This window comes from Caballeronia sp. LZ032, assembly GCF_031451315.1.
Lineage (GTDB): Bacteria > Pseudomonadota > Gammaproteobacteria > Burkholderiales > Burkholderiaceae > Caballeronia.
This window is the reverse complement of record NZ_JARUXP010000003.1, coordinates 424955-451009: the sequence shown is the minus strand read 5'-3', so window position 1 is coordinate 451009 and position 26055 is coordinate 424955. Positions and strand designations below refer to the sequence as shown.

The following is a 26055-nucleotide window of genomic DNA, read 5'->3' as shown; positions in this document are numbered from 1 at the left end:
GCGCTCACGCTCGCAGGACGATGCCGATGCCCACGCGCACAATCGTGCTGTTGCCGCCGGCCGTGGACACGCCCAGGTTGTAGTTGACCGTCCCCTTCTGGTTCCAGCGCGACAAGCCGATGCCAAGCGCCGACTGCCCGCGATAACTCGCCAGACCCGCGTTGACCGTGGTGCGTCCCGGCAGATACGGCGTCACGATATTGAGCGCCGCCGCCGACGCGATGCCGCGCCGCGCAACCCGGTCCACATCGTCGATGCGGCTGTTCACGCCGCCTATCGCATTGTTCATCTGCCCGAGATTGACGGCGTCCGTGGCTGCTGTTCCCGGCGCGACGTTGGTGATCTGCCGCTCGTGTCTCGCGCTGCCGACCGACACCGTGTTCTCGCGGTCCGCAAGCGAGTCCGCGCCCAGCGCCACTGAATTGGCCGCGCTTGCCACGGCGCCGTTGCCGACCGCGCTCGAACGCGCGCCGCTTGCCAGTGAGTCGTTACCGATGGCGAGACTGTTCGCGGCTGTGGCCTGGGCCGCCTGTGAAACCAGCGCGTGCGCCGTGATGCCGTTAAGGGAGGCGGCCTGCCCGTGCCCATCCGTTCCCGAAGCGTCTGCCGGCGCCGCCGTGTCCGTGGCGGCGACCGGCGCAGCGGCGAGCACGCTCTCGTCATTTTCCTGGATCTCCGCAAGCGAGACCGCGCGAAACACTTTCTCGATGGCCATCGGCCGCGCTGCTTCGGTCCGAGGCTGCGGGCGGATGGCGCTGGCCGGATGCGCCGGAGCACGCTTGCTGCTTCGCTGTCCCGGCTCTGTCGCATAGGATCGCAGCGCGCCCGGAAGCGGCTTGAGTCTCTGCTTGCGCCACGCGGCGCGCTTGCCCGGCGTGGACCGCTTTGAAGGCTTCGCGGCTTTGACAGTCGTCGCTTTCGACGCAACGGAAGGAGTTGCATCGCTCGCAAAGCGCATGCTGACGCGTCCCTTGCGGCGCGATCGAGCGGGCTCGACTTGTTGCGCGGATACCGTCTTCACGGTCTCGGACGCATGTACGCTTTGTACACTCGCGCTCGAGAACGCGTCCGTCACATCGCCCTGCGCGACGGCTAGCGAACTCGCACCCGCGAGGCCGATCAGCGTCAATGCCCTGACCGTGCCCGTCAGCGCATGGCGCATCGTTGCCGCGCCCGAACCTTCCATGCGAGCCAGCTTGTTGTCATCCGCCTGCACCGGGCACGGCTCCCTTACTTCGACGCTGATTGTCACTTTCCATTCCTCACTGGATAACTTCTCGATCGCGAGGAGCGCACTGTGCGCCGCTCGCCTGATATCAGTGATTTCAGAGGATAGTCACGCCGGCTTTGCAAAGGTGGTATCCGGTCATGACCAAAATCCGGAGCGAGATTCAATGTGCATTGTTATGCCTTGTTATTGCGATAACTATGTAGCACCCGCGTCGGGTTATCGAAACTTAAACTTTGTTCGCAGCTTTGAACACGACGCGACTCCGTGTCGCGCTTGTTCGACTGCATGGAAAGATCACCATAACCTTCGCTCAATCAGGACGTTCTTATGACTTTCTCACTTACGGCAAATTCGGCAGTCAACATGCAAACTTCGTTTCCGCCGCTGCCGCCGCGGATTCCAGGCCGGTTCGGCGGCGGCTTCTGCAACGGGCCTGCCACGCCGCCCGCGTGCCAGCCCGCGCCGATGCCGATGCCGATGCCAGCACCCGTGCCCCCCTTCTGCGGCGGCGGCGGCTATCAGACGTCGAGCTATAACAATTTCTCGCAACAGACCTATAGCGATCCATCCAGTTACTATCAATCGATGGCTTCGCAGAATTACTATTCGCTGAATTCCCCGATGGGCAGCATGTCCTCGTACCAGTCGTTCAATTCGATGTTCTCGAGCCAGGCTCCGCAAGGATCGTACGGAGGCGGCAATTTCAGCTATTCCGACTTTCAGCGCAGCACGTCCATGAACAGCTATCAATGCCCGCCGACGCCGCCGATGCCGCCCGCACCGCCGGCGCAATGCGGCTGGTCCGATACGGGCGTGAGCGACAACAAGGGGTCGATCGATCTCGGACAGTTCAAGATCGACCTGGACAAGTCGAATTCGTCGATGTTGCTCACCGACAAGGCCAACAACATCGCCACGAGGCTGTGGGGAGATCCGCACATTGATTTCAATTCGGGTTCGGACAGCCAGACGAGCGGCATGTTCAACGGTTCCATGACTTTCGATCTGCCGGATAACACCACGATCGGCGTGCACACGCAGCCGAGCGACGGCGGCGTTTCGTATGCCGACGGCCTGACCATCACGCGAGGCAACCAGGCGTACAGCGTCACGGGCTTGAGCGAAAAGAACCCCGCTGGCCTCAGCGTGCAAAAGAGCAACGGCTTCGCTGAGCTGCAGAACCTGCCGCAGGACGGCCCGCGCCTGATGGCGACCGGCTCGGGTACGGGCTGGGTCAACGAACAGAGCCATCAGATGGCCAGGGCGTCCGACTTCAGCGCCTGAGTGTCCATTCGATCCTTCTGAACTGACCCGCACGGAGACGACGGCGCCCGACGCCGTCGTCTCCTTTTCCATCATTCATGGCCCGACGGCCGCTTCGTGCGGCCCGACGGCGCGCGGCCCAATCCCCACCATGCATCAGCCAGCACTTCCTGTGCGATTCCGCCGCGCAGTCTGCCACTCAGCTTGCGAGCCTGAAAATGAAAAGCGCACTGCAAGAGACTTGCAGTGCGCTTCGACGCCGGATCGTGTCGCGGCGTCTCAACAATCGGCGAGATCAGTCGCCGCCGCCTCCGTCGCCGCCGCCTGCATCAGCACCGCCATCAACGGCACCGCCGCCTGCATCACCGCCACCGCCGGCATCACCCCCGCCGATCCCGGTTCCTTCGCCCGGGTCCTGGGAATCAGAGGGAGTGTTGACCTGCGGATTGTCCTCCGTCTGGCCACGTTCCGGCGTGCCGCTCGGGGATTGCTGACCGGCCGGGTTCGCGTGCGTGCCACCCGTCGAGCCACTGCCTCCGCCCCCTCCACCGCCCATCTTCGGCATCATGCCTCCCAAAGCATTTCCGATTGCGCCCAGGCCACCGCCTCCACCACCTGTACCGCCGCCTGCACCTCCGCCTCCGGCGGCCTTCGGCGCCGCGCCGCCCGTACCGCCACCACCTCCGCCAGCGGCAGCCTTAGGCATTGCACCGCCCGGGTTGCCGACACCAGTCCTGGCTGCCGTGCCCGCATTACCTCCGTTCATCAGCGAGTCGATAACCTTTTTCACCTGCGAGCCAATTGCGTCTGCAAGGCCAGCTGGGCCGTTCGCTGCCTGCTTGCCGCCTTGACCCGTTGCAACCGGAGCGGCTTGCGGCGCCGGCTGTGGCGCAGGCTGCGGTGCGGCCTTCATGGTGGGTTGCGGTGCGGGATTGCCAGTCATCGCAGCCTGCCGTGCCGTCATCGGACCAGCCGACCCGCCCGCGCCGTCCATCCCTTGAGGAGCCGGTCCCATTGTCGGCTGTCCCGGAGGCAAAGCACCGCCCTCGCCTGCAGAAGGACCATCGACTGGCATTGGCGCAGGCATCGGAGTTCCACCTCCACCCCCGCCGCCCATTCCTTGAGAAGCCTGTCCCGTCGTCGGCGGCATCTGCTGCGTCGCTCCGCCACCGCCCTGCAGCACGTCCTGGACCGCTTCCTTCACGGCCTGACTGATACTGTCCTCCACTTCCGGCGGAAGGCTGCCTGACCCCGCGCCGGCACTGCCACCCGCCGCGAGCTGCGTTGGAATCGAAGAAGGCCCGCCTTGCCCACCGAGGTAGCCGTCCACCGAATCCTTCACGGTTTGCTGGATTTGCTGCATCACATCCGGATCGATGCGGGATCGCGCGCCCGAAAGACCGGCCATACCGCCGCCGTCGTCCGCGACCAGAGGCATCATGCCCATTCCCGGCGAACTTACGTTTCTCACTGACATAAAGAAAGCTCCTATTGAGTTAATGACACATGCCTACTCGTGCGCTGCCTTGGAACACCGCACTTCGGCTTTCCCATTCCGATATCCCTGTCGTTCATCTCTCCTTTTGCGCAGCATCGGCCGCGCACAACTTCACAAGCCCGTGCCGGCTCCCAGAATCTTTAGAAAATCATCGGGCTCACCCGGTGAAGAAGGCTGGATTCTCTTGATCATCTCGACCACGCACACCACCCTCAGATAGCCCGTGAAGTTCTTTACTTCGTGAACGCTCAGGTCCATCTCCAGCGCCCACTTCGACACCAGTTTTCCCACCGTGACCGACTCGCGTTCCGCAAGCGTCTCGATGATTCGCCAGTAGACTTCTTCAAGCCGGACGCAGGTCGCAAAGCCATTGATTCTCATCGAGCGCTGTCGCGGCACGATCCAGGTCGAACTGATTTCGCAAGCTTGCCTTTTCACGATTCCAGAGCCCGATGACGTTCACATAACTTGCCAGGCTCCGGCATAACAATTGAAACACCGGGAAAACACCTACCTGAAATATCCTGATTCTTATTCCATTGATTTTTCATGCGGATACACCGTCTAATAAGCTTTGCCTCCGGCGCATACTCTTGTACGCACCCGCACGATCATTCTGAATCTTCTGGACTGCCACATGTAATACGCCAATACGACCATTGAAAATTAGAGGCGCGATACAGTTCGATCACTAAGACGCGGCGCATGCAGGACGCAGGGATCGCAGGTATTCGAATCAGATCTTCACGAAATAAAGTGAGTTAAGGTTCGAGCCATAAGAGACCTAAGCATTCGACGCATAAAAATCTTAAAGATCATGAACTGGCGCAGAATGCAAAAACATCCTTTGATTGGCAGAAACAGAACGCGCCGTGCCGCGCACAGTGCGGCATGGCTGCTTCTGGCGTGGCAATGCCATTTGGCCCATTCGGCGGAGCCGGCATGGCAGGGCGCTTCGATGCATTACGTCGCCCGAAACTCACGTCTTTCGGACGTGCTGAAAGATGTGGCTTCCGCGAGTGGCTTGCGTATCGATATCGCGCGCGGCGTCAACGGCAGCGTCAATGGCGAATTCAATCAGCCGCCGGCCGCGGTGTTTCGCGCGCTCACCGAAGCCTGGGGATTGATCTGGTATTTCGACGGCCAGACCATTCACGTCTCCACCGCGGACGATGTCCGCAGCCGCACCGTGCCGTTCGGGCCGTTGAGCCGCGATGAAGTCGCCGCCCGTCTGCGCAGTCTTGAGCTGGATGATCCGCATTTGCCGCTGCGCTATTCGAAGGACAGCGTGAAAGTAGTCGGACCTTCGCGATTCGTGGAGGCAGTGTCCGACGCCATCGCCCAGGCGCGCGAGCAGACCACGCCGCAACAGGTCTATGAAAAGACCCAGATCCGTGTATTCCCGCTGCGCTATGCACAGGCACAGGACATCACGTATCAATCCGGCAGTCAGAAGCAGACCATCCCGGGCGTGGCCACCCTGCTGCGCCGCTTGATGGAGAACGCGGGTTCGTTGCCCGTGGCGGCCCAGCGCAATCCAGCGCGAAGCAAAGGCGGCTCGCGCGGCGTCCCGCCGCTGCCGAGCCTGCCGGGTCTCAATGAAACATCACAGAGCGCATCCACCAGCGACGGCCCGGATGAGTTGCCGCAGACAGCGGTCAGCCCGGCGCAGCGCAACATCGTCGCGGATGCGCGCACGAATGCTGTCGTGGTGTATGACATCCCCGAAATGATGCCGGCCTATCAACGTGCCATCGCCTTGCTCGACCGGCCGCAGGATCTCGTGGAAATCTCCGCCGTAGTGATGGATGTCTCGAGCGACGCCGCGCGCGAACTCGGCGTACGCTGGGGCGCGGGCGGCGGCACGGGCGGACGGGCCGCGCCCTGGTTCGGCACTGAAGCAGTCGGACCGCGAACCGTGCAGCCCGGCGTCACCGCCACCGTCGACGGCGGCCTGACGCTCACCACGCTGCTCGGCAACTCGGCGCATTACCTCTATCAGCAGATCCACGCCCTCGAACAGCACGGGCAGGCGCGCATCCTCTCGCGTCCGCGCGTGCTGACGTTGAACAACATCGAAGCCACCTTATCGTCGCGCAATTCGATGTACGTGCGCGTCGCGGGTAATCAGGATGCCAATCTTTTCAACGTCGATACCGGACTGGTGCTCAAGGTGACACCGACCGTCGAACAAAGCGGCGCCGAAAACGGCCGCATCCTGCTGAGCGTCCAGATCGAAGACGGCACCTTCGACAACGACGAAGCCGTCGACGGCATTCCGCGCGTCCGCAGCAACTCCATCATCACGCAGGCCGTGGTGCCGGATGGTGAAAGCCTTTTGATAGGCGGATACGAATACGAGCACAGCCAGTCCGGCGGCTCGAAGGTGCCCTTGCTCGGCGACATTCCGTTCATCGGCCAGCTGTTCAGCAATGAAACGACGTCGAGCGGCCGTACCGAGCGCCTCATCCTCATCACGCCGCAGTTGAAGCGCGTGACGGACCGGCCTGTCGCGGCGGACGCCCCGATGGCCTCTGCAACGCCAGCCGCGATGCCCCTGCTTCCCGCAGCCGCAACCATCACCGGCGCGGACCGCGCTGTCACCGCCAAGGACGCACGATGAACGGCTTGCCACGCATCTTCGTTACGAGCGGACTGCACGCGGGCGCGAGCCTTCCGCTCAAGGTGGATCAGGACCTCGAGATCGGCAAGGACAACGACGCCGATCTGATTCTCGCCGACGACGGCATCGCCCCGCGCCATGCGCGCGCGCAACTGCACGGACCGCAACTCGTGCTGTCCGCGCTGGCCGGCGGCGTCACGGTATTCGGCCGCCCGCTCAAGTCGGGGTCGCGCACGCTGCTGGATCACGGCGCCATGTTTTGCCTGGGCGATACCTCGTTGCTGTTCAGTCACGGCGAGTATCCGGACGAGCAGAGTACGAAACAGGCCGAAGCCGACTGGCTGCTGAGGCATGCACCGCTTGCGTGGCTGCGCATGCGTTGCGCGCGCATTCCGCGCCTTGTGTGGTTCGGGTTGGCGGCGACTCCGCTCGCGCTCGCTGCCTGGCTCAGCCTGAATCCTTTCGCAAGCAACGCCGTGCCTCCGCGGGCGCCGCTGCTCGAGCGCCCCGCGTTCAGTCAGGTGCGTGTGGAAACCGACAAGACCTCGGGCATGCGCATCTATGAAGGCTACGTCCAGACGCCTGCGGATCTCGCGGCGCTGTCGCTGGCCGCACGCGCCGCCGACCAGTCAGTGAGCGTGCGTGTGTTCGTGATGCAGAACATCGCGGAGCAGCTGAGCGATCTGCTCGACCAGTACTACCGCGGCGCGCAAGCGCGGGTGGAGAAGCCCGGCGCGTTCATCGTGACCTTGCCGGGAGCGGGCGCGCACCTCAAGGCCGATTCCTGGGACTACGCGCTGGTCGCCCGTACGGCGCAGTCGCAGATCGAAGGCCTGCGGGCGCTGACCTTCGCCGGTCACGAAAACGCGAGCGGTCCCGTGCGCATTCCGCTCGAAAGCTTTGGCCTCAATCTCGTCACGTCGCCCCATTCGGCGTGGCTCGCGGATGCCGGCGGTACGCGCTACTTCGCCGGCGGTCGCATCGCGATGGGCAGGATCGAACGCATCCGTGAATGCGGGGCGAGCGTCGTGCGCGAGGACGGCAGCGTCTACGACCTGACCGCGCAGCGCACCGCCTCCGGAAAACCTTGTTGACGGTGCGCGGCAACCCTTGCGGCACTTGACCCTCCGAGCATTACGGCTTCGCGCGTCGGCGTGCCGTGCGAGGCGTCGGGAGCGAGTTTGCTTCCGTCGAGCACGCCAGTTCTTTCGAAAGGAATTTTATAAATGTCCGATTTTTCAGATTTCGCATATGTCCCGCAGTACTCGGGCTATTACCCCCGTAGCGGTCCCAGCATGATTGCCGCCGACGGCACGCTTTCCCTGGGAGACCTGGCGGCCGCCATTACGAAGGCGCTTCGAAAGAAGACCCAGGAGATCAACGCGATCAACGAGCAACAGACGCAGCAGGATGGAGCCGGTGCGGGCACGGATCAAACGGGTGGTGGGGGCGGCGCCCAAGGCGGCGGCGTAGGCAGCGCCACCATGCTGCAGATGCAAAAGGCCGTCAGCGAGTACACGACCATGCTCCAGCAAGGCACATCGATGATGTCCGGCGTGGGCGACACGCACAAGGCGGTGGCGCAGAACACGAAGTAAGACCCCACGCCAACATCGCCACGAAGCTCCCCCGCGCCGCGGCTCGCAGCCACCGCCGCGCGGGGACCACCAGCAGCGCACCCTCAATCTACTCACGATACGTCCATGCTCTCAACCAATGCCGACATGACGCTGTATCAGCCCGACCCGCCGGTCGTCCCGCCGCCGCCCACTCCGGAACCGGCCCGCGCCGGCATCGTCGGCGACAGCGACGGGCTGACCCGCATCGCGGAGCGAGCCCAGCAACTCGTGCAAAACGACTCGGCGGCCATCATCGGCCTGTTGGATCCCGCACGCCGGAAGGCCCCTACCACCAGCGAAATGCTGATGCTGCAATCCGCCGTCACCAACTACTCGGTCACGCTGAACACGCTCTCCCATATGGCACAGAGCGCCGGCAGCGCGATCCAATCCCTCACGCAAAGAACATGATTCGCCGCGCCATCATTCTCCTGCCGCTCGTGCTGCTCGTCGCGTGCAAGACCTCGCTGTTCGAAGGTCTTGACGAAGACCAGGCGAACCGGATCGTCGCGGTGCTGAGCCGTCACGGCATCGACAGTTCGAAGCTGCGCAACAACGACAAGACCTGGAGCATCTCGGTCGAGGAAGACGAAGTCGTCTACGCGACCGAGCTCGTCGGCGCCTACGCGTTACCGCGCGGAACTCACGCGAATCTCGGTGAACTCTTCAGCCGTCAGGGGCTGATCTCCAGCCCCGAAGAAGACCAGGTTCGCTACGTGTACGGCCTCACGCAGGAACTCGCCGAGACGCTGGAGAAGATGGACGGCGTATTGGTGGCCCGCGTGCATGTCGTCGATCCGCCGCGCGATGCGCTGCTCGGACCCGCGCCGCTGCCGAGCGCCTCGGTGATGCTGCGTTATCGCAGCGACGCCAATCTTGAAGCCATGCGCAACAAGATCCGCGCGCTGGTCGCGGGCGCGGTGACCGGACTCACGCCGGATCGCGTCTACGTGACGATGGTGCCGGTCATGCCGGTCGCCACGCCCGCGGAAATCTGCGCGCAGACCGGCACGTGCACACCCGGGCGCGCTACGCACGGTTCCACCACGCGGGTGCTCGTCACGCTGAGCGTCATGGCCCTGGTGCTGATCGTCGCGGCGTGGATCTGGGACAAGGGCATCCGCGCATTCCCGAGGCTGCGCGTGCCGGGCATCACGTTCTTCCGGCGTCGCGGCCGCCACAGCGAGCGCGCGAAGAAGGAACCCACCTCGGCCGCCAACGACGCCAATTCGGCTTCCTCCACGACACGAGACCGTCGATGACCTCCCGCCCCCTCCTCGATATCTCCGGCTGGGCGCATCACAGCTGGCTGCCGCAGCAACGGCCCGCGCGCGGTGAACGGGCGCGGGCCCGCGCCACCGCGCATCTGTTCACCCGCTTCCCGATGCTGGCCCGCGCCGGCGTCACGCAACTGCCGTGGTTCGTCGGGCCGCTCGACCGCACCTCCTGCGCACGCCTCATGCGTCTGTGCGCGGCGCTCGCGTGCGCACGTTCGCTGCGCCTCGTGGTGAGCGCGGAAGCGCACGCGCGCTTCCAGATCGCGACGGGCCTGCCGCCGCTTGCGCTGCTGCAATGTCATCCACGCGGCGAGCATCGCGACTTGCCGCTCGATGCCCCGGTCGACTGGTTTGCGCGGCGCAGTCTGAGCATCGCTGGTCTGGCGCTCGCGCTGCGCGCGACGCACGGCGATGCGCAGCGGGCCTGGACGCGCTTGCGCACGCCGAGGCGGCCGCGCAATGGCGCCTCCCGCGCGTGTCGCAGCAAGCCGCGCTCGAACTGATGGGCGATGCGCTCCAGGTGCTGAAGGCGGGGAGGCAGCCATGCTGATCTGGCGTAGCGCCGGCTGGCGCGTCGAGTCCGACGGCTACGTATCCGGCGATGACCTCGTGCGCTTGCAGGAACTCGGTGCGCTGCGCCGGGAGATTCACCAGTACGTGCTGCAGGAAACCAGGCGTCTCGCCGAACGCGCCCGCCGTACCCGCCGCCGTGCCTTCGTTCGCGGCCTGCGCGCCGGTCAGGCCGCGGCGCTGCGCGGCCTCGTCGTGCCGGCCGCCGCAACCGCGTATGCGCTCGGACGCCTGCAAGACCGATTGTTGCAGCTCGTGATGCAGGCCGTCACCGATCTCGTCGGCGAACTGCCCTCGGGCGCGACGCTGCCTAACCAGTTGCGCAGCAGCCTGCTGGCTGCGCCCGAACAGCGCCTGCTGTCGGTGCGCGTGGCCGTCTGCGATTTTGCCGAAGCAAGGCATGCCGTCGATCTGCTGGAACAGGAACTCGGGCTGGCCTTCGTGAACGTGCTCGCCGATGCCGACCTGCCGCCGCGTTCGTGCGTGGTGGAAACCGAGGGCGGCGTCGTCGACGGCGGATTGCACCGGCAGCTCGAAGCGCTAGAACGCGGCATGCGCCAGGCGATCGGCGCCGTGCTGGACGAATACACCCGGCTCGACGAACGCATCGTGGCCCAGTTCGACGACATCGGCGACGACCTGCGCAAGACGCTCGACGCCCTCTCGCACGGAGGACCGTCGACATGAATCCGTTCAAGGGTCTCGAAAGAATCAGCCGTGATCATGCGGAACGTCACAACGTCGCCGCATTGCTGTTCGGGGCGCCGCTGCCGGTCAGCGTCGGGCATCGACGCTTCACCATCACGTTTGAGCCGCGCCGCTCGCGCTATCCGGTGCGCCTGCATGGCCACGCCTCCGGGCAACTGCTGCAACTGGATCTCGATGCCCAGGCGCTGCTGCCCGAACTCGCCCGCCGCAGTCTGGAGGCGAGCGGCGCGCATGCCTGCAAGCTGATCCTGGACGCCTGCGAGGACTGGTTCTGCGCGCTCGAAGGCCTGTTCGGCTTCGTACTCGAAGTGACCCGCGTCTCCTTCGATGCACTGCCCGATCCCGGCGCCTATGGCCTGGCCGTGACGCACGTGCAGAGCGGGCGCATGGCGAGCGTCTCGTTCCAGTGCGAGGAGATCGACCGCTGGCTGCGGCGCCGCTCCCATCCGCCGGCCGATCTGCGCGCGCTGGCGCGGCGCATCGTCGTGCCGCTGCCGGTGTGCCTCGCGGGTCCGACGCTCTCGGTGGCGCGCATGCGCCGCATCCGCACCGGCGACGCCCTCGTGATCGACAAGAACTTTTATTACCTCCGCGTGCCGCTACGCAGCGGCACGCAACGCATCGGCCTTAAAACTGTTGGAGATCAAATCGTGCTGGACCGCCCGCTTGAAAACGATCGCGAACCCGTGACAGAGCTCACGAGCGAGTTCATCCCGATCGACGCCCTCACCTTCACCTTCGACGCGATGATCGGCTCGTTGCGCATTTCGCTCGAGGAACTGAGCCGCTTGCGCAGCGGCTCGCTCGTCTCGCTGCAGATTTCCGTGCGCGAACGCGCCGTGACGCTGCTGTGCCAGGGTCTGCCGTTCGCACATGCCGAACTGGTGGATATCGACGACGTCCTCGCCGTGCGCATCACGAGCATGCTCCAGACCTCGAACGGTGACGCGACATCATGATCGACGGCCAGACGGGACAGTTGCAGCTGATCGGCATCTTCTTCCTGATGAGCGTGGCGCCGCTCGTCGTGGTGATGACGACGTCGTTCACCAAGTTCAGCATCGTCCTGACGCTGCTGCGCTCGGCGCTCGGCGTGCAGCAGGCGCCGGGCAACCTCGCCATCTCCGGGCTCGCGCTGGCCGCCACGCTGACCGTGATGGCGCCGACCATGCATCAGATCGGCGCGGCGCTCGGCGTGAACGACCGCGGTTCGAGTTCGCAGGCGCAGGGACTGCCGCCGCTGCCGCAATTCGTCGATGCGGTGCGCGGCCCGCTCGGCGACTTCATGCTGGCGCATTCGCGGCCGGCCGAGCGCGCGTTCCTGGTCAATGCGGCGAAGCGCATCGACCCGTCGCGCGATGCCAACGAGACCGACTTCTCGCTGCTCGTCCCCGCATTCCTGATCAGCGAGATCTCCAGCGGCTTCGAAGCGGGCTTCCTGCTGTATGTCGCGTTCCTGGTGATCGACCTGATCGTGGCGAACGTGCTCACCGCCATGGGGATGATGATGCTCTCGCCAAGCACCGTCTCGATCCCGCTCAAGCTCTTCGTGCTGGTGGCCGCATCCGGCGTGCCGAAGCTCATGCATGCACTCATTCTCAGCTACGCCAAGTGAACCCTCTTCCATCCCTTGCCTCGCTTTCCGGCGACGCCCTGCTGCTCGTGTTCTGGCTCTCCCTGCCGATGCTCGCCGTCGCCACGGCCGTGGGCCTGCTGCTCGGTCTCGTGCAGTCGGTCACGCAGATCCAGGATCAGAGCTTGCCTTACGGCGCGAAGATCATCTGTGTCGGGCTCGTGCTGATCGTCGCGGCGCCGTGGGCGCATCACGAGATCGCGCGGCTGCTCGGGCATGTCTTCTCCATGATCGCCGCCGGGCGCACGCGCTGAACATGAACACACTCGATCAATTCATGGGCTTCGCGTTCTGCATGATCCGGCCTGCCGTGGCGCTGAGCATGGTTCCGTTCGGCAACGACGGCGGCCTCGGCGTCACGCTGCGGGTGCCGCTCGTGCTGATGTTCGCGATGCTGCCCGCGCACGCGGGCCTGCCTGCCGACCTGCTCGGCGCGAGCATGATGGAAGCGCTCATTGGTCTCGCGCAGGGACTCTCCATGAGCGTGGTCTTCTTCGTGGCGGGCGCGGCGGGCGGCATCCTCGACCAGCAAGGCGGCTACACGGTGGCCGCCGTGTACGACCCCAACTTCCAGCAGGAAAGCGCGCTCTTCGAGACGCTTTTCACGCAGTTCGCCGCGCTGACGTTCTTCACGGGCACGGGCCTCGTGATGCTGTGCGGCTTCTTCGCCGATGCCTGGTCGCTCTGGCCGCCTGGGGGCCCTTACGGCGATGGCGTCGCGCGCCTTTACCAAAGCCTCGCCCTTGCCCGGCTGCCCGCGCTGTTCGTGCAGGGCCTGCAACTGGCGGCGCCGCTGCTCGGGCTGATGGTGCTGGCGGACCTGTCGTTGGGACTGGCCGCGCGTCACGCGAAGCGCCTCAACCCCTTCTCCACCGCGCGCTCGATCAAGGCGATGGTGCTCTCGTTCGCCGCGGCGTCATGCGTCCCGGCTGTGCTGAGCCGTCTTGCCGACCTGTTCGCGCATTCCCTGGTGCTGAGGTAACGCGCAATGAGCGAAAAAACCGTCAAGCCCAGTCCCCGGCGCCTGCACCGCGCGCGCAAGGACGGCGACATCCCCAAGAGCGTGCAGCTGACCACGACCGCCAGCGGTCTGCTGTGGTGGCTGTTGCTGGCGGTGCAGGCGCCCAACGTGTTCGTGGCGTTCGTCAACATGATCGTGACCGTGACCGCCATCGACCTGAGCCGCCCGTTCGATTCGACCGTCCACGAGGTGCTCGGCGCGCTCATCGAACCGGGCCAGGCCGCGCTCGCGATGGCGGGCATGGGGCTGATGACCGTCATCATCCCCGAGCTGGCGCAAACCCGCGGCCTGATTGCGTTCAAGCGCGTTTCGCCGGATTTCAAGCGCCTCAATCCGATCGAGGGATTCAAGAATCTGTTCGGCCTGAGGCTGTTGGTCGACATCGGAATCATGCTCGTGCAGCTCGTGCTGCTCGGCTTTCTGGCATGGCAGGCGCTGTCCGGCTGGATGGCGATGCTCACCGCGTCGCATGCGCTCGCACCCCGCGCGCAGATGAGTCTGGCAGCGGGCGAGTACGGCCGCCTGCTGCTGCTCGCGGCGTTGCTGCAAATTGCGCCCGCCGCCGCCGACTACGCCTTGCAGCGCGTGCTGCACGTTCGCCGTCTGCGCATGGACAAGGACGAGATCAAGCGCGAACAACGCGACGACAACGGCGACCGCCACTTCAAGGACCGCCGCCGCGCCTTTCACCGAGAACTGAACCAATAACATGTCTGCTTCCACATCCTTCCGTCTGCACGCGCTGCCCGGCCTGCTCGCGCGCTATGCCCACGTGGCGCTGGCCGCCGGCTTCATCTGCGTGATCGCCCTGCTGATCCTGCCGGTGCCGCCGTTCCTGCTCGATCTGTTCATCGGCGTGAGCTTCTGCGCCAGCTTCGTGATGCTGTTCTCCAGCATCTACGTGTCGCGCGCGGCGGACCTGCCGGGCTTCCCCGCGCTGCTGCTGATGACCACGCTGTTGCGGCTCGCGCTCGCCATCGCCTCGACCAAGATGATCCTGGTCCATGCGCACGCCGGCAACGTCATCTCCGCGTTCGGCGAACTCGTCGCGGGCAATAACGTGGCCGTCGGCGTGGTGGTGTTCGTCGTGCTGTGCGCCATTCAGTTCATCGTCGTGGTGAAGGGCGGCGACCGCATCGCCGAAGTGGCCGCCCGCTTCACGCTGGACGGCATTCCCGGCCGCCAGATGAGCATCGACGCCGACCTGCGCAGCAACCAGATCACCGCCGAGCAGGCCGCGCAACTGCGCGCCGGACTCGAGCGCGAGACCTACTTCTATGGCTCGCTGGACGGCGCCATGAAGTTCGTCAAGGGCGATGCCATCGCGAGCTTCGTGGTGGCGCTGGTGAACATCGTCGGCGGGCTCGCGGTCGGCATGCTTCAGCGCAACCTGCCGTTCAGCGAGGCCTTGCAGGTCTATACGATCCTCACCATCGGTGACGGCCTGGTTTCTCAGATTCCTTCGCTGATCGTGTCGGTGTCGGCGGGCCTGCTGGTGACGCGTGTGTCGCCCGCGAGCGGCGCGACCAATCTCGGCGCGGATCTGTATCGCCAGTTGACGCTCCAGCCGCATGCGCTGCTGATGGCCGGCGCGTGCTGCCTGGCGCTCGCGCTGATTCCCGGCTTTCCGCATCTCCAGTTCGCGCTGCTTGCCGCGCTGTTCGGCGGTCTTGGCTGGCTGCTGACGCGCAAGTCGCGACAGGGGCACGCCAACGCCCTCGCGCCGATGCCCGCACTCGCACGCGACGGCAGCCGGCGCGTGCCGAATCTGCTCGACGACGCCGAGACCGGCACAAGCGCCGCGCTGCGCCTGCGGGTGGGCGCGCGCGCCTTCGAAGCGCTGCATCCGGAGGCGCTCAACCGCGTGCTCGCGGGGCTGCGTCATGACCTGAACGCGCGGCTCGGCTTGCCGTTTCCGGGCCTGTCCTGCGTGCTCGATGCGCGGCTCGTACCCGACCGCTATCTCGTCGACGTGGACGACGTCGCCTTCGCGAGCGGCACGCTGTTGCCCGATCATCTGCTGGTGAGCGGCCGCGCCGCCGACGTCACGATGGAGGGCGTCGCGGGCTATCGGCTGGGTGCGGAGAAAGCCGTCTGGGTGCCCACCGCCGCGGCGAGCCGGCTCGATCCTGCCGTGTTCACGACGCACACGCCAGAGGCCGCGCTCAGCGGGCATCTGGTCGAAGTATTCGAGCGCTGCGCGCCGCGCCTGATGGGCACGCAGGAAGCGCGCTTCCTGCTCGATCGCATCGGCGGCGAGTTCCGCGAGCTGGTGGCGCAGATCGAGCAACGCGTGACGACAGTGCAGCTCGCCGCCGTGCTCCGGCAACTGCTGCAGCAGCACGTGTCGATCCGCAATCTGCGCGGCATCCTCGAAGCGATCCTGCGCGCGCCCACGCATGAGCACACACTCGACCGCATGGTGCGGGAGGTTCGTATCGAACTCGGGCCGCAGATCGTGCGCGGGCACGCGAACCTCGAAACCTGGGAGATCCAGGGCGGCGTGCTGGAGCCTGAGTGGGAAGCCGAACTCGAAGCCAGCATCCAGCGCGCTCGGGACGGCGAGCCGTACTGTCCGCTCGACTTCACGCAACTCGATACCGTGCGGCGCGTGCTCGGCATGCAGGCGCGCACGGTGCATTTGCTGGTCACGTCGGCGACCTTGCGCCCGCATATGGCCCGCGTGTTCCAGACGCTCGGCATCCGCATGGAGGTGGTCGCGATCGAAGAGATTCCGCGCGATGTCTACCAGGTCCGCAACATCTTCACTTTCTCGAGGTCGTGATGGCCGGGGACATCGCAAACCAGGCACAAGCGCTGCCTTCGCTGCTCGATTCTCCGACCCTGTCCGGCCGCGTGGTGGAAGTGCGCGGGGTGGTCGTGCGGGTGGTGGGCGCTTCGTTGCGCATCGGCGAAAAAGTCCGCCTCGTGCGGCCGGATACGTTCGAACAGCACAGCGGCGAAGTCGTCGGCTTCACGCCGGACGGAGCGCTGGTGATGCCCTATGCCGGGCTCAACGGGCTGTCGGACATCACGCGCGTCGAAGGCTGCGGGCTCGAGTGGCACCGGCTGGATGTCCGCAGCGTGCTCGGCCGCGTGATCGACGGCCTCGGCCAGCCGCTCGACGGCATGCCGCCCGTCGCCCCGCGCCCAGGCGGGCGCAACGAAGCGCTGGCGACCATCAATCCGCTCGAACGCCCGCTGATCGCGGAGCCGTTCGTGACCGGCGTGCGCGCCATCGACGGTCTGCTGACCTGTGGCGTCGGACAGCGCGTCGGCATCTTCGCGACGGCGGGCGGCGGCAAGAGCACGCTGATGGGCATGATCGCGAGCGGGGCGCGCGCCGATGCCGTCGTGGTCGCGCTGATCGGCGAACGCGGCCGCGAGGTGGCCGAGTTCGTGCACGATCATCTGGGCAGCGCGCGCGAACGGTCTGTCGTGGTGGCGTCGACGTCCGATCGTCCCGCTGCCGAACGTATCCGCGCGTCGCAGCTCGCCTGTGAAATCGCGAGCGGTTTGCGCGCGCGGGGCCAGCGTGTGGTGCTGCTGTTCGATTCGCTGACCCGTTATGCGCGGGCACTGCGCGAAGTGGGACTCGCGGTGGGCGAGCCGCCGGTGCGCCGCGGCTACCCCCCACGTGTATTCGCCGAACTTCCGCGCATCATCGAGATGAGCGGGCTCACGGCGAGCGGCAGCGTGACCGCGTTCTTCACCGTGCTGGCCGAGGACGAGGACGCGACGGATCCGATCGTCGAGGAAGCGCGCTCGCTGCTGGACGGACATATCCAGCTTGCCGCGCGGCTGGGCGCGGCCGGGCATTATCCGGCCATCGATATCCTGCGGAGCAAGAGCCGTCTCATGCCGCGCGTCACGCGTGACTGGCATCAGGCCGATGCCCAGCGCGTGCGCGAATGGCTCGCGCGTTATCAGGATCTCGAACTGCTGCTGCAAATCGGCGAATACAAGGCCGGCAGCGATCCGGCCGGCGATCTTGCCATCGCACGTCATCCGGCCATCAACGCGTTCCTGCGGCAGCCCCCGAACGCTCACGTCCCGTTCGATGACACGCTCGCGGCACTGCGTGCGCTGTGCGCAGGTCAAGGTTGACGGGAATGAGCGCTTCGTCTGCTGCGTCGCGCCACCTGCGGCTCTGGACGGTGCTGAGCCGGGTCCGCGACGTGCGCGTGCAGCGCCGGCTGGGCGAGCTTGCGCGGGCGCAACGCGACGTGCAGAGCGCACAGACGGCGCTTGGTCACGCCATCGGGCAATGCGAACTGCACGCCGCTCAGCTGGCGGGACTTCAGGACTGGCGCGCGAGCGGACCGCATGGTCCGGAGATGTGGCGTCATGCGCGTGAGCGGCATCGGCAGCGGGAGGCCGTGCTGGCGCGCGAAGCGGATACGGCGAGGGAAGGTCTGGCCGCCGCCCTCCGTGAAGCGCACGCGATCCGCGCGGCATTGCGGCGCGAGATGCACGCCAGGGACGATGCTCGTGTGCGCTTGCGGGAAGTCCGGATGAAAGCACGCGGGCAAGATTGAACGGCGGCGTTTGCAAGATATTGCTGCATCACCCGCGTAAGGCGACTGACAGGGACACTATTGACTCGCATTGCCCCAACGCTCCAAGAAAATGGCGCTTATCGGGCGACGTTCATGTTCTTGTCAGGAGCACAGAAATGGCTGTATCGAACGTCAGTTCATCATCGTCCAGTTCCACCCAGCAGTATGACGGCAACGACGACACCACGTCCACCAACAACAACTCGACAAGCGACCCGCCCCCCTCTTCGACCGGCAACGACACTGATAACGCGCAGTCCCCGCAGACCGATGGCAACGACGCCGAGAACCCTTCCTCCACGCAGAAGGATCCGTCTCAAGGACAATCCACGTTGTCGCAGATTCCGCCTGCCGACACGGCCGGCACGAACACGACCTCCAACACACCGTCTCCATCACCTGGCAACGAAACCGGTAATGCTGCTTCCACGCTGACTGATACGTCCGGAGGGCAGTCCGGATCGTCGCAGACGCGGTCTGCGAACACGGCAACCACGGATAAGAACACGAACACGGCAACCTCCAACCCACCGCCGCAATCGTCTGCTCCATCATCTGGAAACGGGACCGGTAACGCAACCTCCACGCAGACCCCGTCTGCGAGCACGGCAGCGAACTCGACGACCTCCAGTCAACCGACAGCATCGCCTGCTCCGTCAACTGGCAACGGCTCGAATGGCGCATCCTCCACGCAGACCACTGCGTCCGCAGGGGAGCTCACGATAACGGAGAAAGAACCGACGAACAAAGTGACCACAACGATCACTCCCGCCAATCAGTCCACGTCATCGCCCGCTCAGCCTGCGAACCCATCAACGAACACGGCAACGAACGCACCAACCTCCGCCCCGTCGAAACTCACCAACGTCGAAGCGACGCAATTGCTCCTTCCTCTCGACAAGGACACCTCCGGCCCCAACGACGCCCAGAACGCCAGACTCCTCGCCGCCTATCAGCGCGATGCACTGCGCGGCGCGGACCCCGCGGCGATCGGCTTCGAACAGCAGACCACCCTTGCGAACCAGCAGCTTGGATCCTTGTCCTCCGATCAGCGCGCGCACTATGGCGATGCCCTCGCCCAGGGCGCCTCTCGCTACAACGCCGCCGCCACTTCAGCCGAGCGCGCGAGCATTGCGGAATCCGTGCGCACCACAGTCTTCGAGCCGCTCCACGACGCTTATCAGCAGGCCATGGCCGACCCGATGGCCCGCGTGCAGCAGACTTTCAGCGATCCCTTCGGCTTGAGCTATCTCGGCACCCCCGGCCAGTTGCAAAACGATCAGCTCGCCCAAATGAGAAGGCAGTTCAATCAGGCCGCCACATCGCAAGAACGCGCGCGCATCTTCGGACAAGCCGCTGACCTGCGCCATACCATGCAGTCGCAGATTGCTTCCTTCATCAATCAGCAACACTCACAGCTGGAGAGTCAGTGGCAACAGGCCGATCAGGAAATCGACAAGGCCTTGGCCTACGTCGCCGGGATGCAGTTCGGCAGCGCCGGGAGCGGTTACAGGGACACAAGCGCCTTCGAGCGCCTGCATTTGTTCATGGCCAACGGCCTGACCTCCGAGCGCAACGTGCAGGAGTTCCAGTACCGTCTGGGCCAGACGCCCGACGACTTCAAGCAGTTGCACGACTGGTCCGCCGAAGCAATCGAGAAAGCCACCTGGGCGACTTCAGCGTTGCATGGCGATTTGTTCCGCCGCGCGCCCGTGCTTCCGCCGCTGCCCCCCGATCCCACGCAAACCACCACCGAGCACTCGCGCATGGGCAACTTCGGTGCCGATATGCTGTACCGCTATCAACAGGAAGATCGCCGCATCCTCGATGCGGAGGAAATGGTTCGCGCCGCCTCGAGCCCCGCGCTTGAGAAGGGGCAATATCTCGATGCCCACACTCAGCCCCTGCCAACCGCGCCGCTACTTCCGATCCTGGCCCCTGACACGAGCTTGATGCAGTCGGCCGTCAACATCACGTCGGACATCGCCAACGAAAGGTCGAAATCGTCTTCCGACGGAACCACACAGGGCGCCGCCTCCGCATCGTCACCCCCCGTGAGCACAGTGGAGACGATAGGCGGACCCAAGCCGCCAGCGCCTGATCCCGCGCTGGCGGCGGCCGCTGCCGCCAACGCGGTCAAGCCTGTCACGCTCTCGAACACCGAAGCGACGCAATTGCTCTCGCGTCTCGACAAGAACCCCTCCATCCCTGACGACGCCGCAAACGCCAACAGCCTGGCCGGACTTCAGCGCGACTCGCTGCGCAGCGCGGATTCCGGGGCCATCGGCTTCGAGCAGCAGGCCATTCAGGCCAATCAAGAGGTGGAAGCCTTGCCCTCACAGCAACACGACTTCCATCGCGGCGCGCTCGCCGCGGGCACCACCTACTACAACGCCGCCATTACCGAGGAGCAGCGCGAGAAGATCGCTCATGCGGTGCGCACCGACGTCATCGATCCGATCAGCCGAGCCTATCTGCAAGCCATGGTTGATCCGAACGCTCGCGTGCAGATGGCCTTCAACAAGCCCTTCGGCTCCGTCTATCTCGGCGCCGCCGGCATGCAGCAAGTCGATCTGCTCGCCCGGATGGGGCAGCAGTTCAACCAGGCCGCCACCGCGGAAGAGCGAGCGCGCATCTTCGAACAGGCCGCTGACCTGCGCCATGTCATGCAGGCGCAGATTGCCACCTTCGTCGACCAGGAGCGCTCACACGTGCAGGAGCAGTGGAAACAGGCCGATAAGGAAATCAATCAGGCCTTGGCTGAGGCCAAGGGGATGTGGGTCGCCAGCGCCGAGAGCGGCCTCGACAACACGAGTTCATTCGAGCGTCTGAACTGGTTCATGAACCATGGCCTGAACTCCGAACGCAACGCGCAGGAATTCCAGTACCGCCTGAGCAAATCGCCCGACGACTTCAAGCCCCTGCGCGAGTGGTCCGCCGATGCGACCAAAAAAGCCGAATGGGCGATCTCAGCCCTGCAAAGCGACCCCTTCCACCGCACACCCGTGCTCCCGCCGCTGCCGCCCGATCCCACGCAGACCAACATCGATAACCTGCGCATGGGCAACTTCGGTGGCGATCTGCTGTATCGCTATCAACTGGAGAACCGCAGCATTCTCGATGCCATGAATATGTATCACGCTGCATCCCAGCACGGGCCCATTGAAACCTCGTATCTTGATGCGCACACCCCGCCGCTGCCGCTCTGGCGGCAGCAGCTCGACGATGGCCTCGGCCGCTTCTTCGTGGGCCTCATCCCGGGCGTGAATCTGCTCGTCGACTACATCGTGCCGGCCCAATCGCTTCCCGAATGGGCCAGACAGGGCATCGACTTCGCTTCGGCGTTGGTCGGGAGCATGCTGGGCGAGGCAAAGCTCCCGAAATTCGGCGGATCCAGCGAAAGCAAGGCTGGCTCCGGGTTCAAGCCTTCCGAAACGGTCAAGCCCGCTGAGGGGGTCAAGCCCGGTGAAGAGCCGAAGCTCAAAGAAGAGGTCAAGCCCGGTGAAGGCAATGCAAAAGACGAATCCGCCAATGCCCCGAAACCCGAAATCACCACGCCGGTACCGGGCAGCACGGCCGCCACATCCGGTTCTACCTCGGGCATCCCGCTGGTGCCCCAAGAATACGCGCGACCACCCTCCGGCAAGCTCACGCCCGATCCGAACTACCGCGGCCTGTATCGCGACGAAGGCGGCCAGAACTACATTCAGCAGGACGGCAAGACGTATCCGGTGAAGTGGAACGAAAACACTCATAGCTGGCAAATGGAGCCCCGTGAAGGCTCACCCAATTCCCCCAACATGCGTCTCAACGAGAAGGGCAACTGGGAAGTCAATCTCGATACGGGATTGCAGGGCGGCGTGCCTCGGAGCGGGATTCTTGCGTTCTACAAACAGGCTTTCGATCTCTACGAGCGCGGGCAAAACCTGACCGAAATCGCGGACGCACTCCACGTCAGCCGCGCAACAGTCAAGCGGTACATTGAAAGATATGCGCTCAAAAGCGGTGATCTAGGGCCTGTACGAATTGGAGGAATGGAAGACCCGTTTTATAGAAACCACTCCTCGCTAATGTACAGAGACTTCTATCGAGGCAGATCGCTGACGGAAGTCGCAAACAAATTCACCCACGGTGACGCGCTGGCGGCTTATCGCAACGCAATGTGGTACGCGGAAACCTGTCACTTTCCGACCGATGTAATTCCACGAGAAAGGCCTTGGCGAATTGCGCAAGACATGCCTGTGCAAAGCCAACCGGAACGCGCGCCAAATCAGATTCGTATTCCCATGACCGATGAGCAAAGCGCCAAAGTCAACGAGGGAATCAAGCAAGGCAAATCAACGGAGGAAATCAGCAAGGATACCGGCTTGCCGCCAGGCTGGGTCGAGCAGATCAAGGCCAGGAACGGGCAATACTTTCCTCAGGCACACGAATGGATTCAGACCGGTAATGCGCCCGATCCGGCTGGAGCGCCGGCGCAGCAGTTGCACTCGGCTGTCGAACCCGGCGGCACCCAGCAGCCCCATCCCGAAACCAGCGGCACCGCACCGGAACCCCAACCGGGAACCAGCGGGACCGCGCACAAACCCCAACCGGGAACCAGCCGGACCGCGCAACACCCGTCAACTGCTTCCACAGTACAGGAGGCGCAGGGGGCAAATGCGGGCCGCATGCATCAATACCGACACGCTTTTGAACTCTACGAGCGCGGCTACGCCTTTCCTGAGATCGAGCGCAGACTCGGCCTTGGCGAAGGCACAGCCGAGGCTTGGGTGGAACACTATATGAGCGACAGCGGAGAGGTAATACCTCAGCGAATCCCAGGAGAGATAGAGAATATCTATATGGCGCGCGGCGCCGCCATATACGCTGAGCTTACGCAAGGCAGACCGCTGCAGGAGGTCGCCGACAAATTTACTGACGGTGAAGAGATCGCGGCTCTTCGCGCGGGGTTGCGATATGCGAGAAAAGAACACCTTCCGACTTACAAAATAACGCAGGACAGACCGTGGAGAATTCAGCCGGGAGGCACGACCGATCAGCTCACTTATCCCGTCACCGGAATGCAACGCGCCGACATCTTGCGTAGCCTTGATCGAGGCGAGCCGAACTGGCTGATCAGCGAGCAAACCGGCGTGCCGGAAGATGTGATCGAACACATGCGAGCCGGGGCCGGACGATATGAGTCAGGCAACGTGCGAGATGCGGGCGAACCGCCGGCGAAGCGGCAGCGCACGGACGCCGGTCCGGGCGATACCGGGCAGACTCAGACGGGAACCGCCGGCGCCACGCAACCAGAACATGTTGCTCCCCCAGAACCTGAGACTTCCTGGGGAAGCAAGCAGCTCCAGCAATTCTCCGAAGACCATACAAAACTGAGTAAAGCAGAGGCCGACTCAATCGATGCCTGGCTCGACGGGAACAGCCCCGCACCACAAAGTCTGCAAGCAGAATTGACTGCCCGAGGTTATTCAGACATCACGCCGGAGATGATTCTCACCTTTCTCACCGGCAATGGTCCCGAACTGACGGCAAGACAGATGCAGAGGATCGCGGAATTCGCGGGCTTCTAGCGGGATTGTCGAAATCTTGGTCGAAGCGCGCGCCCAAGCCAAAAGGTGGACTTGGCCCAGGCTTGACGGCAGGCATCCCACTGGTGCCCGAGGACTATTCACGTTCACCCTCCGGCAAGCTCACCCCTGATCCGGACGACCGCGGCCTGTATCGCGACGAAGGCGGCCAGCATCACATCCAGCAGGACGGCAAGACCTACCCGGTGGACTGGAACGACACCGCTCATCGCTGGCAGATTGAGCCGCGTGAAAGCTCGCCCAATGCACCCAAGATGCACATCAATGATAAGGGCAACTGGGAAGTCGATCTGGACACAGGTCTGAAGGGGGCACCTATCTCACCGGCAAGGGTCCCGAACTGACGGGCCGTCAGATGCGGAGAATCGCGGAATTCCTGCGCTTCTGACGGGTTGGCTAACGTCGGAGCCGTTTCGCGCAATCGAAGCAACAGCTCAGACACACCTGTCACGCGTGCGTGTGCTCCCCCAACGCTTCAATCGACTCCTCTTGCCGCCCCTCGCCCTGCCCCGGGATCTCCCGGCCGCGCAACGAGCATCCCACCGTCTCCGTCACGAACAGCAACGCCACGGCGCCGACCGCACACGCGCCCATCATGTAATACGCCGGGACCAGCGTGCTGCCGGTGCGGCCGATGAGCCAGTCGGTGACCATCGGCGCCGTGCCGCCGAAGAGCGAGGTCGACACGTTATAGGCGATCGCCATGCCCGCATAGCGCGCCTGCGTCGGGAACATGGCGGGGAACATCGCCGAGATGCTCGCCAATTGCGGCACATAGAGCAGCCCCAGCACCGCCAGTCCGATCAGCGCGCCCGCGATGCCATGCGACATCAGCGAGAACATCGGCACGGCGGCGACGAAGATGCCCACCAGCGACAGCCACCACACCTTCTTGCGTCCGATCCGGTCCGACAACAACCCGGCAAACGGCAGCAGCACCATCATCGACAGCATGCCGAGCAGGGGCAGCAGCAACGAAAGGTTGTCGCTCATGCCGAGTTCCTTCTTCATGAACGTCGGCATGTAGGCGAGCAGCACGTAGTTGACGACGTTCAGCGCCACCACGAGACCGCCCAGTTGCAGCAGCGGCCGCCAGTACTGCGCGAACAGCTCGCGCAACGGCAAGCCCGCATGCGTCTCACGCTCCGCCGCTTCGGCGCATTCGCGGAATACCGGCGTGTCTTCCATCTTCGAACGCAGATACAGCCCGATCAGCCCGAGCGGCGCCGCGACCAGGAACGGCAGACGCCAGCCCCATGCGTGCATCGCGTCATTGCCGAGCAGCACCGAGCAGCCGAGCATCAGCAATGCGCCGAGCGAGAAGCCCGCGAGCGTGCCGAATTCGAGGAAGCTGCCGCAGAAGCCGCGCCGATGATCCGGCGCGTACTCGGCCATGAAAGTGGCCGCGCCGCCATATTCGCCGCCGGTCGAAAACCCTTGGATCATGCGCAGCACGACCAGCGCCGCCGGCGCCCACAAACCCACGCTCGCATAGGAAGGCAACAGGCCGACGAGCAGCGTGGCCATCGACATGATGAGGATGGTCAGCGCCAGCACATGCTTGCGGCCGAGCCGGTCGCCGAGCGGCCCCCAGAACAGTCCGCCGAGCGGGCGCACGAGGAACGAGATCGCGAAAGCAGCGAGCGCGAACAGCGTGGCCTGTGCCGTGCTGCCGGGGAACAGCGCCGCCGAGATATAGGTGAGGCCGTAGCTATAGATGCCGTAGTCGAACCATTCGGTTGCATTGCCGATGGCCGAGGCTGCCATCGCGCGCCGGATCGGTCCGCGCGATGGCGCGTGAAACTGCTGCGCCCGATGGCCTTGCCGCGTAGTGAGGTGCTGTTCGCTCATGGTCGTCTTCCCGATGCGTCAGTAGCCCGGTGCCGCACGCGGATTCGCGCGCCCTGCACCGCCTTGAACTTCAAGATACAGACGCATGCGGCAGAGGCCGCATGTCCTAGGACGATCGCCGCGCTGGGGTTTTCCCCATCACACGCGCCAAACTTGCCGCCCGGCCACGCATGACGCGGCGCTTCTTACTGCGTCGGCGGCTTGGCGATGGATGTCGCAGGACAATGTGCAGTGCCTTCAGGGTTCGGGATTCGCGATATCCGCCTCGACGATGCGCACGCCCAGCGCTTCCGCCGCGTGCCGCGCATCCTCGCTCGATTCGAACGGGCCGATGGTCTCGCAACCGTCGAAGGGATAAAGCACTCGCTTGTCGCGCTTTCTCACGACTTTCAGCGTGCCGATATGCATGCCCGTCGCATTCACGACATACGACGCATAGATGTCGAAGCCTTCGTGCGCGCCTGCTTCTGATAAGGGTTGAGTCCTGGGCATCGGTCTTGACATGTTCGACGGGAATTCGGCTGGTCTGTTGATCGCTTTTTGCTGCACCACACCTTCAGCAAGAACGAGTCCTGCAAATTGCGTTCCGATGCCGGTGCACGCTGGCGCTT

The 26055-nt window shown here is 64.5% G+C and carries 23 protein-coding genes; 18 read left to right on the top strand and 5 right to left on the bottom strand.

Annotated elements, in window-relative coordinates:
* Window positions 1-4 precede the first annotated feature (4 nt).
* A complete protein-coding gene (locus QCE69_RS23555) occupies window positions 5-1252 on the bottom strand; it encodes a YadA-like family protein (RefSeq protein WP_309933301.1) in 1248 nt (415 codons plus the stop codon).
* A 342-nt stretch (window positions 1253-1594) separates the two neighbouring features.
* Here QCE69_RS23555 and QCE69_RS23550 point away from each other — a divergent pair, with 342 nt between their 5' ends.
* Window positions 1595-2515 carry a DUF1521 domain-containing protein gene (locus tag QCE69_RS23550; protein ID WP_309923536.1) on the top strand — a complete coding sequence of 307 codons (921 nt, stop codon included), beginning with the start codon at window positions 1595-1597 and terminating at the stop codon, window positions 2513-2515.
* A 274-nt stretch (window positions 2516-2789) separates the two neighbouring features.
* Here the strand turns inward: QCE69_RS23550 and QCE69_RS23545 are convergent, their stop codons facing one another.
* Both QCE69_RS23545 and QCE69_RS23540 read right to left on the bottom strand, forming a co-directional pair.
* Entirely contained in the window at window positions 2790-3935 is a 1146-nt protein-coding gene (locus tag QCE69_RS23545) for a hypothetical protein (protein WP_309923534.1), read from the bottom strand.
* A 168-nt stretch (window positions 3936-4103) separates the two neighbouring features.
* A complete protein-coding gene (locus QCE69_RS23540) occupies window positions 4104-4430 on the bottom strand; it encodes a ribbon-helix-helix domain-containing protein (RefSeq protein ID WP_309923532.1) in 327 nt (108 codons plus the stop codon).
* Between the two features lie 379 nt (window positions 4431-4809).
* Here QCE69_RS23540 and sctC point away from each other — a divergent pair, with 379 nt between their 5' ends.
* From sctC to QCE69_RS23455, 17 genes are all read left to right on the top strand, one after another.
* Window positions 4810-6615, top strand: a complete 1806-nt coding sequence (gene sctC, locus QCE69_RS23535; protein ID WP_409021227.1) for a type III secretion system outer membrane ring subunit SctC — start codon at window positions 4810-4812, stop codon at window positions 6613-6615.
* Complete coding sequence (locus tag QCE69_RS23530) at window positions 6612-7709, top strand: FHA domain-containing protein (protein WP_309933298.1); 1098 nt, start codon at window positions 6612-6614, stop codon at window positions 7707-7709. The genes sctC and QCE69_RS23530 overlap by 4 nt, the downstream gene beginning before the upstream one ends.
* Before the next feature lie 132 nt (window positions 7710-7841).
* On the top strand, window positions 7842-8213 hold the full coding sequence (locus tag QCE69_RS23525) for a hypothetical protein (protein WP_309923525.1): 372 nt from the start codon (window positions 7842-7844) through the stop codon (window positions 8211-8213).
* 105 nt (window positions 8214-8318) lie between these two features.
* A complete protein-coding gene (locus tag QCE69_RS23520; protein WP_309923523.1) occupies window positions 8319-8645 on the top strand; it encodes a hypothetical protein in 327 nt (108 codons plus the stop codon).
* The gene (sctJ, locus tag QCE69_RS23515; RefSeq protein ID WP_309933296.1) at window positions 8642-9496 is read left to right on the top strand and encodes a type III secretion system inner membrane ring lipoprotein SctJ; all 855 of its coding nucleotides are present in this window, start codon (window positions 8642-8644) and stop codon (window positions 9494-9496) included. Before QCE69_RS23520 ends, sctJ begins: the two co-directional genes overlap by 4 nt.
* Complete coding sequence (locus QCE69_RS23510; protein ID WP_309933295.1) at window positions 9493-10014, top strand: hypothetical protein; 522 nt, start codon at window positions 9493-9495, stop codon at window positions 10012-10014. The genes sctJ and QCE69_RS23510 overlap by 4 nt, the downstream gene beginning before the upstream one ends.
* A 40-nt stretch (window positions 10015-10054) precedes the next feature.
* Window positions 10055-10768: a FliH/SctL family protein gene (locus QCE69_RS23505; RefSeq protein ID WP_309933294.1), complete on the top strand. Its 714-nt coding sequence runs from the start codon at window positions 10055-10057 to the stop codon at window positions 10766-10768.
* On the top strand, window positions 10765-11748 hold the full coding sequence (locus tag QCE69_RS23500) for a FliM/FliN family flagellar motor switch protein (RefSeq protein ID WP_309933293.1): 984 nt from the start codon (window positions 10765-10767) through the stop codon (window positions 11746-11748). The genes QCE69_RS23505 and QCE69_RS23500 overlap by 4 nt, the downstream gene beginning before the upstream one ends.
* On the top strand, window positions 11745-12404 hold the full coding sequence (locus QCE69_RS23495) for an EscR/YscR/HrcR family type III secretion system export apparatus protein (RefSeq protein ID WP_309933292.1): 660 nt from the start codon (window positions 11745-11747) through the stop codon (window positions 12402-12404). The genes QCE69_RS23500 and QCE69_RS23495 overlap by 4 nt, the downstream gene beginning before the upstream one ends.
* Window positions 12401-12676, top strand: a complete 276-nt coding sequence (sctS, locus tag QCE69_RS23490; protein WP_309815595.1) for a type III secretion system export apparatus subunit SctS — start codon at window positions 12401-12403, stop codon at window positions 12674-12676. The genes QCE69_RS23495 and sctS overlap by 4 nt, the downstream gene beginning before the upstream one ends.
* 2 nt (window positions 12677-12678) lie before the next feature.
* The gene (locus tag QCE69_RS23485; RefSeq protein WP_309933291.1) at window positions 12679-13404 is read left to right on the top strand and encodes a flagellar biosynthetic protein FliR; all 726 of its coding nucleotides are present in this window, start codon (window positions 12679-12681) and stop codon (window positions 13402-13404) included.
* Between the two features lie 6 nt (window positions 13405-13410).
* Window positions 13411-14151, top strand: a complete 741-nt coding sequence (locus QCE69_RS23480; RefSeq protein ID WP_309933290.1) for an EscU/YscU/HrcU family type III secretion system export apparatus switch protein — start codon at window positions 13411-13413, stop codon at window positions 14149-14151.
* Between the two features lies 1 nt (window position 14152).
* A complete protein-coding gene (locus QCE69_RS23475; RefSeq protein ID WP_309933288.1) occupies window positions 14153-16228 on the top strand; it encodes a flagellar biosynthesis protein FlhA in 2076 nt (691 codons plus the stop codon).
* Entirely contained in the window at window positions 16228-17550 is a 1323-nt protein-coding gene (locus QCE69_RS23470) for a FliI/YscN family ATPase (RefSeq protein WP_309933287.1), read from the top strand. Before QCE69_RS23475 ends, QCE69_RS23470 begins: the two co-directional genes overlap by 1 nt.
* Before the next feature lie 5 nt (window positions 17551-17555).
* Window positions 17556-17981: a hypothetical protein gene (locus tag QCE69_RS23465; protein WP_309923503.1), complete on the top strand. Its 426-nt coding sequence runs from the start codon at window positions 17556-17558 to the stop codon at window positions 17979-17981.
* A 137-nt stretch (window positions 17982-18118) separates the two neighbouring features.
* Window positions 18119-23575, top strand: a complete 5457-nt coding sequence (locus QCE69_RS23460) for a helix-turn-helix domain-containing protein (protein ID WP_309933285.1) — start codon at window positions 18119-18121, stop codon at window positions 23573-23575.
* A gap of 62 nt (window positions 23576-23637) precedes the next feature.
* Window positions 23638-23937 carry a DUF6543 domain-containing protein gene (locus tag QCE69_RS23455; protein WP_309933284.1) on the top strand — a complete coding sequence of 100 codons (300 nt, stop codon included), beginning with the start codon at window positions 23638-23640 and terminating at the stop codon, window positions 23935-23937.
* A 103-nt stretch (window positions 23938-24040) separates the two neighbouring features.
* Here the strand turns inward: QCE69_RS23455 and QCE69_RS23450 are convergent, their stop codons facing one another.
* Together QCE69_RS23450 and QCE69_RS23445 are read right to left on the bottom strand one after the other, a co-directional pair.
* Window positions 24041-25444: an MFS transporter gene (locus tag QCE69_RS23450; RefSeq protein WP_309933282.1), complete on the bottom strand. Its 1404-nt coding sequence runs from the start codon at window positions 25442-25444 to the stop codon at window positions 24041-24043.
* Between the two features lie 237 nt (window positions 25445-25681).
* Window positions 25682-25936, bottom strand: a complete 255-nt coding sequence (locus QCE69_RS23445; protein ID WP_309818671.1) for a DUF6723 family protein — start codon at window positions 25934-25936, stop codon at window positions 25682-25684.
* Window positions 25937-26055 lie beyond the last annotated feature (119 nt).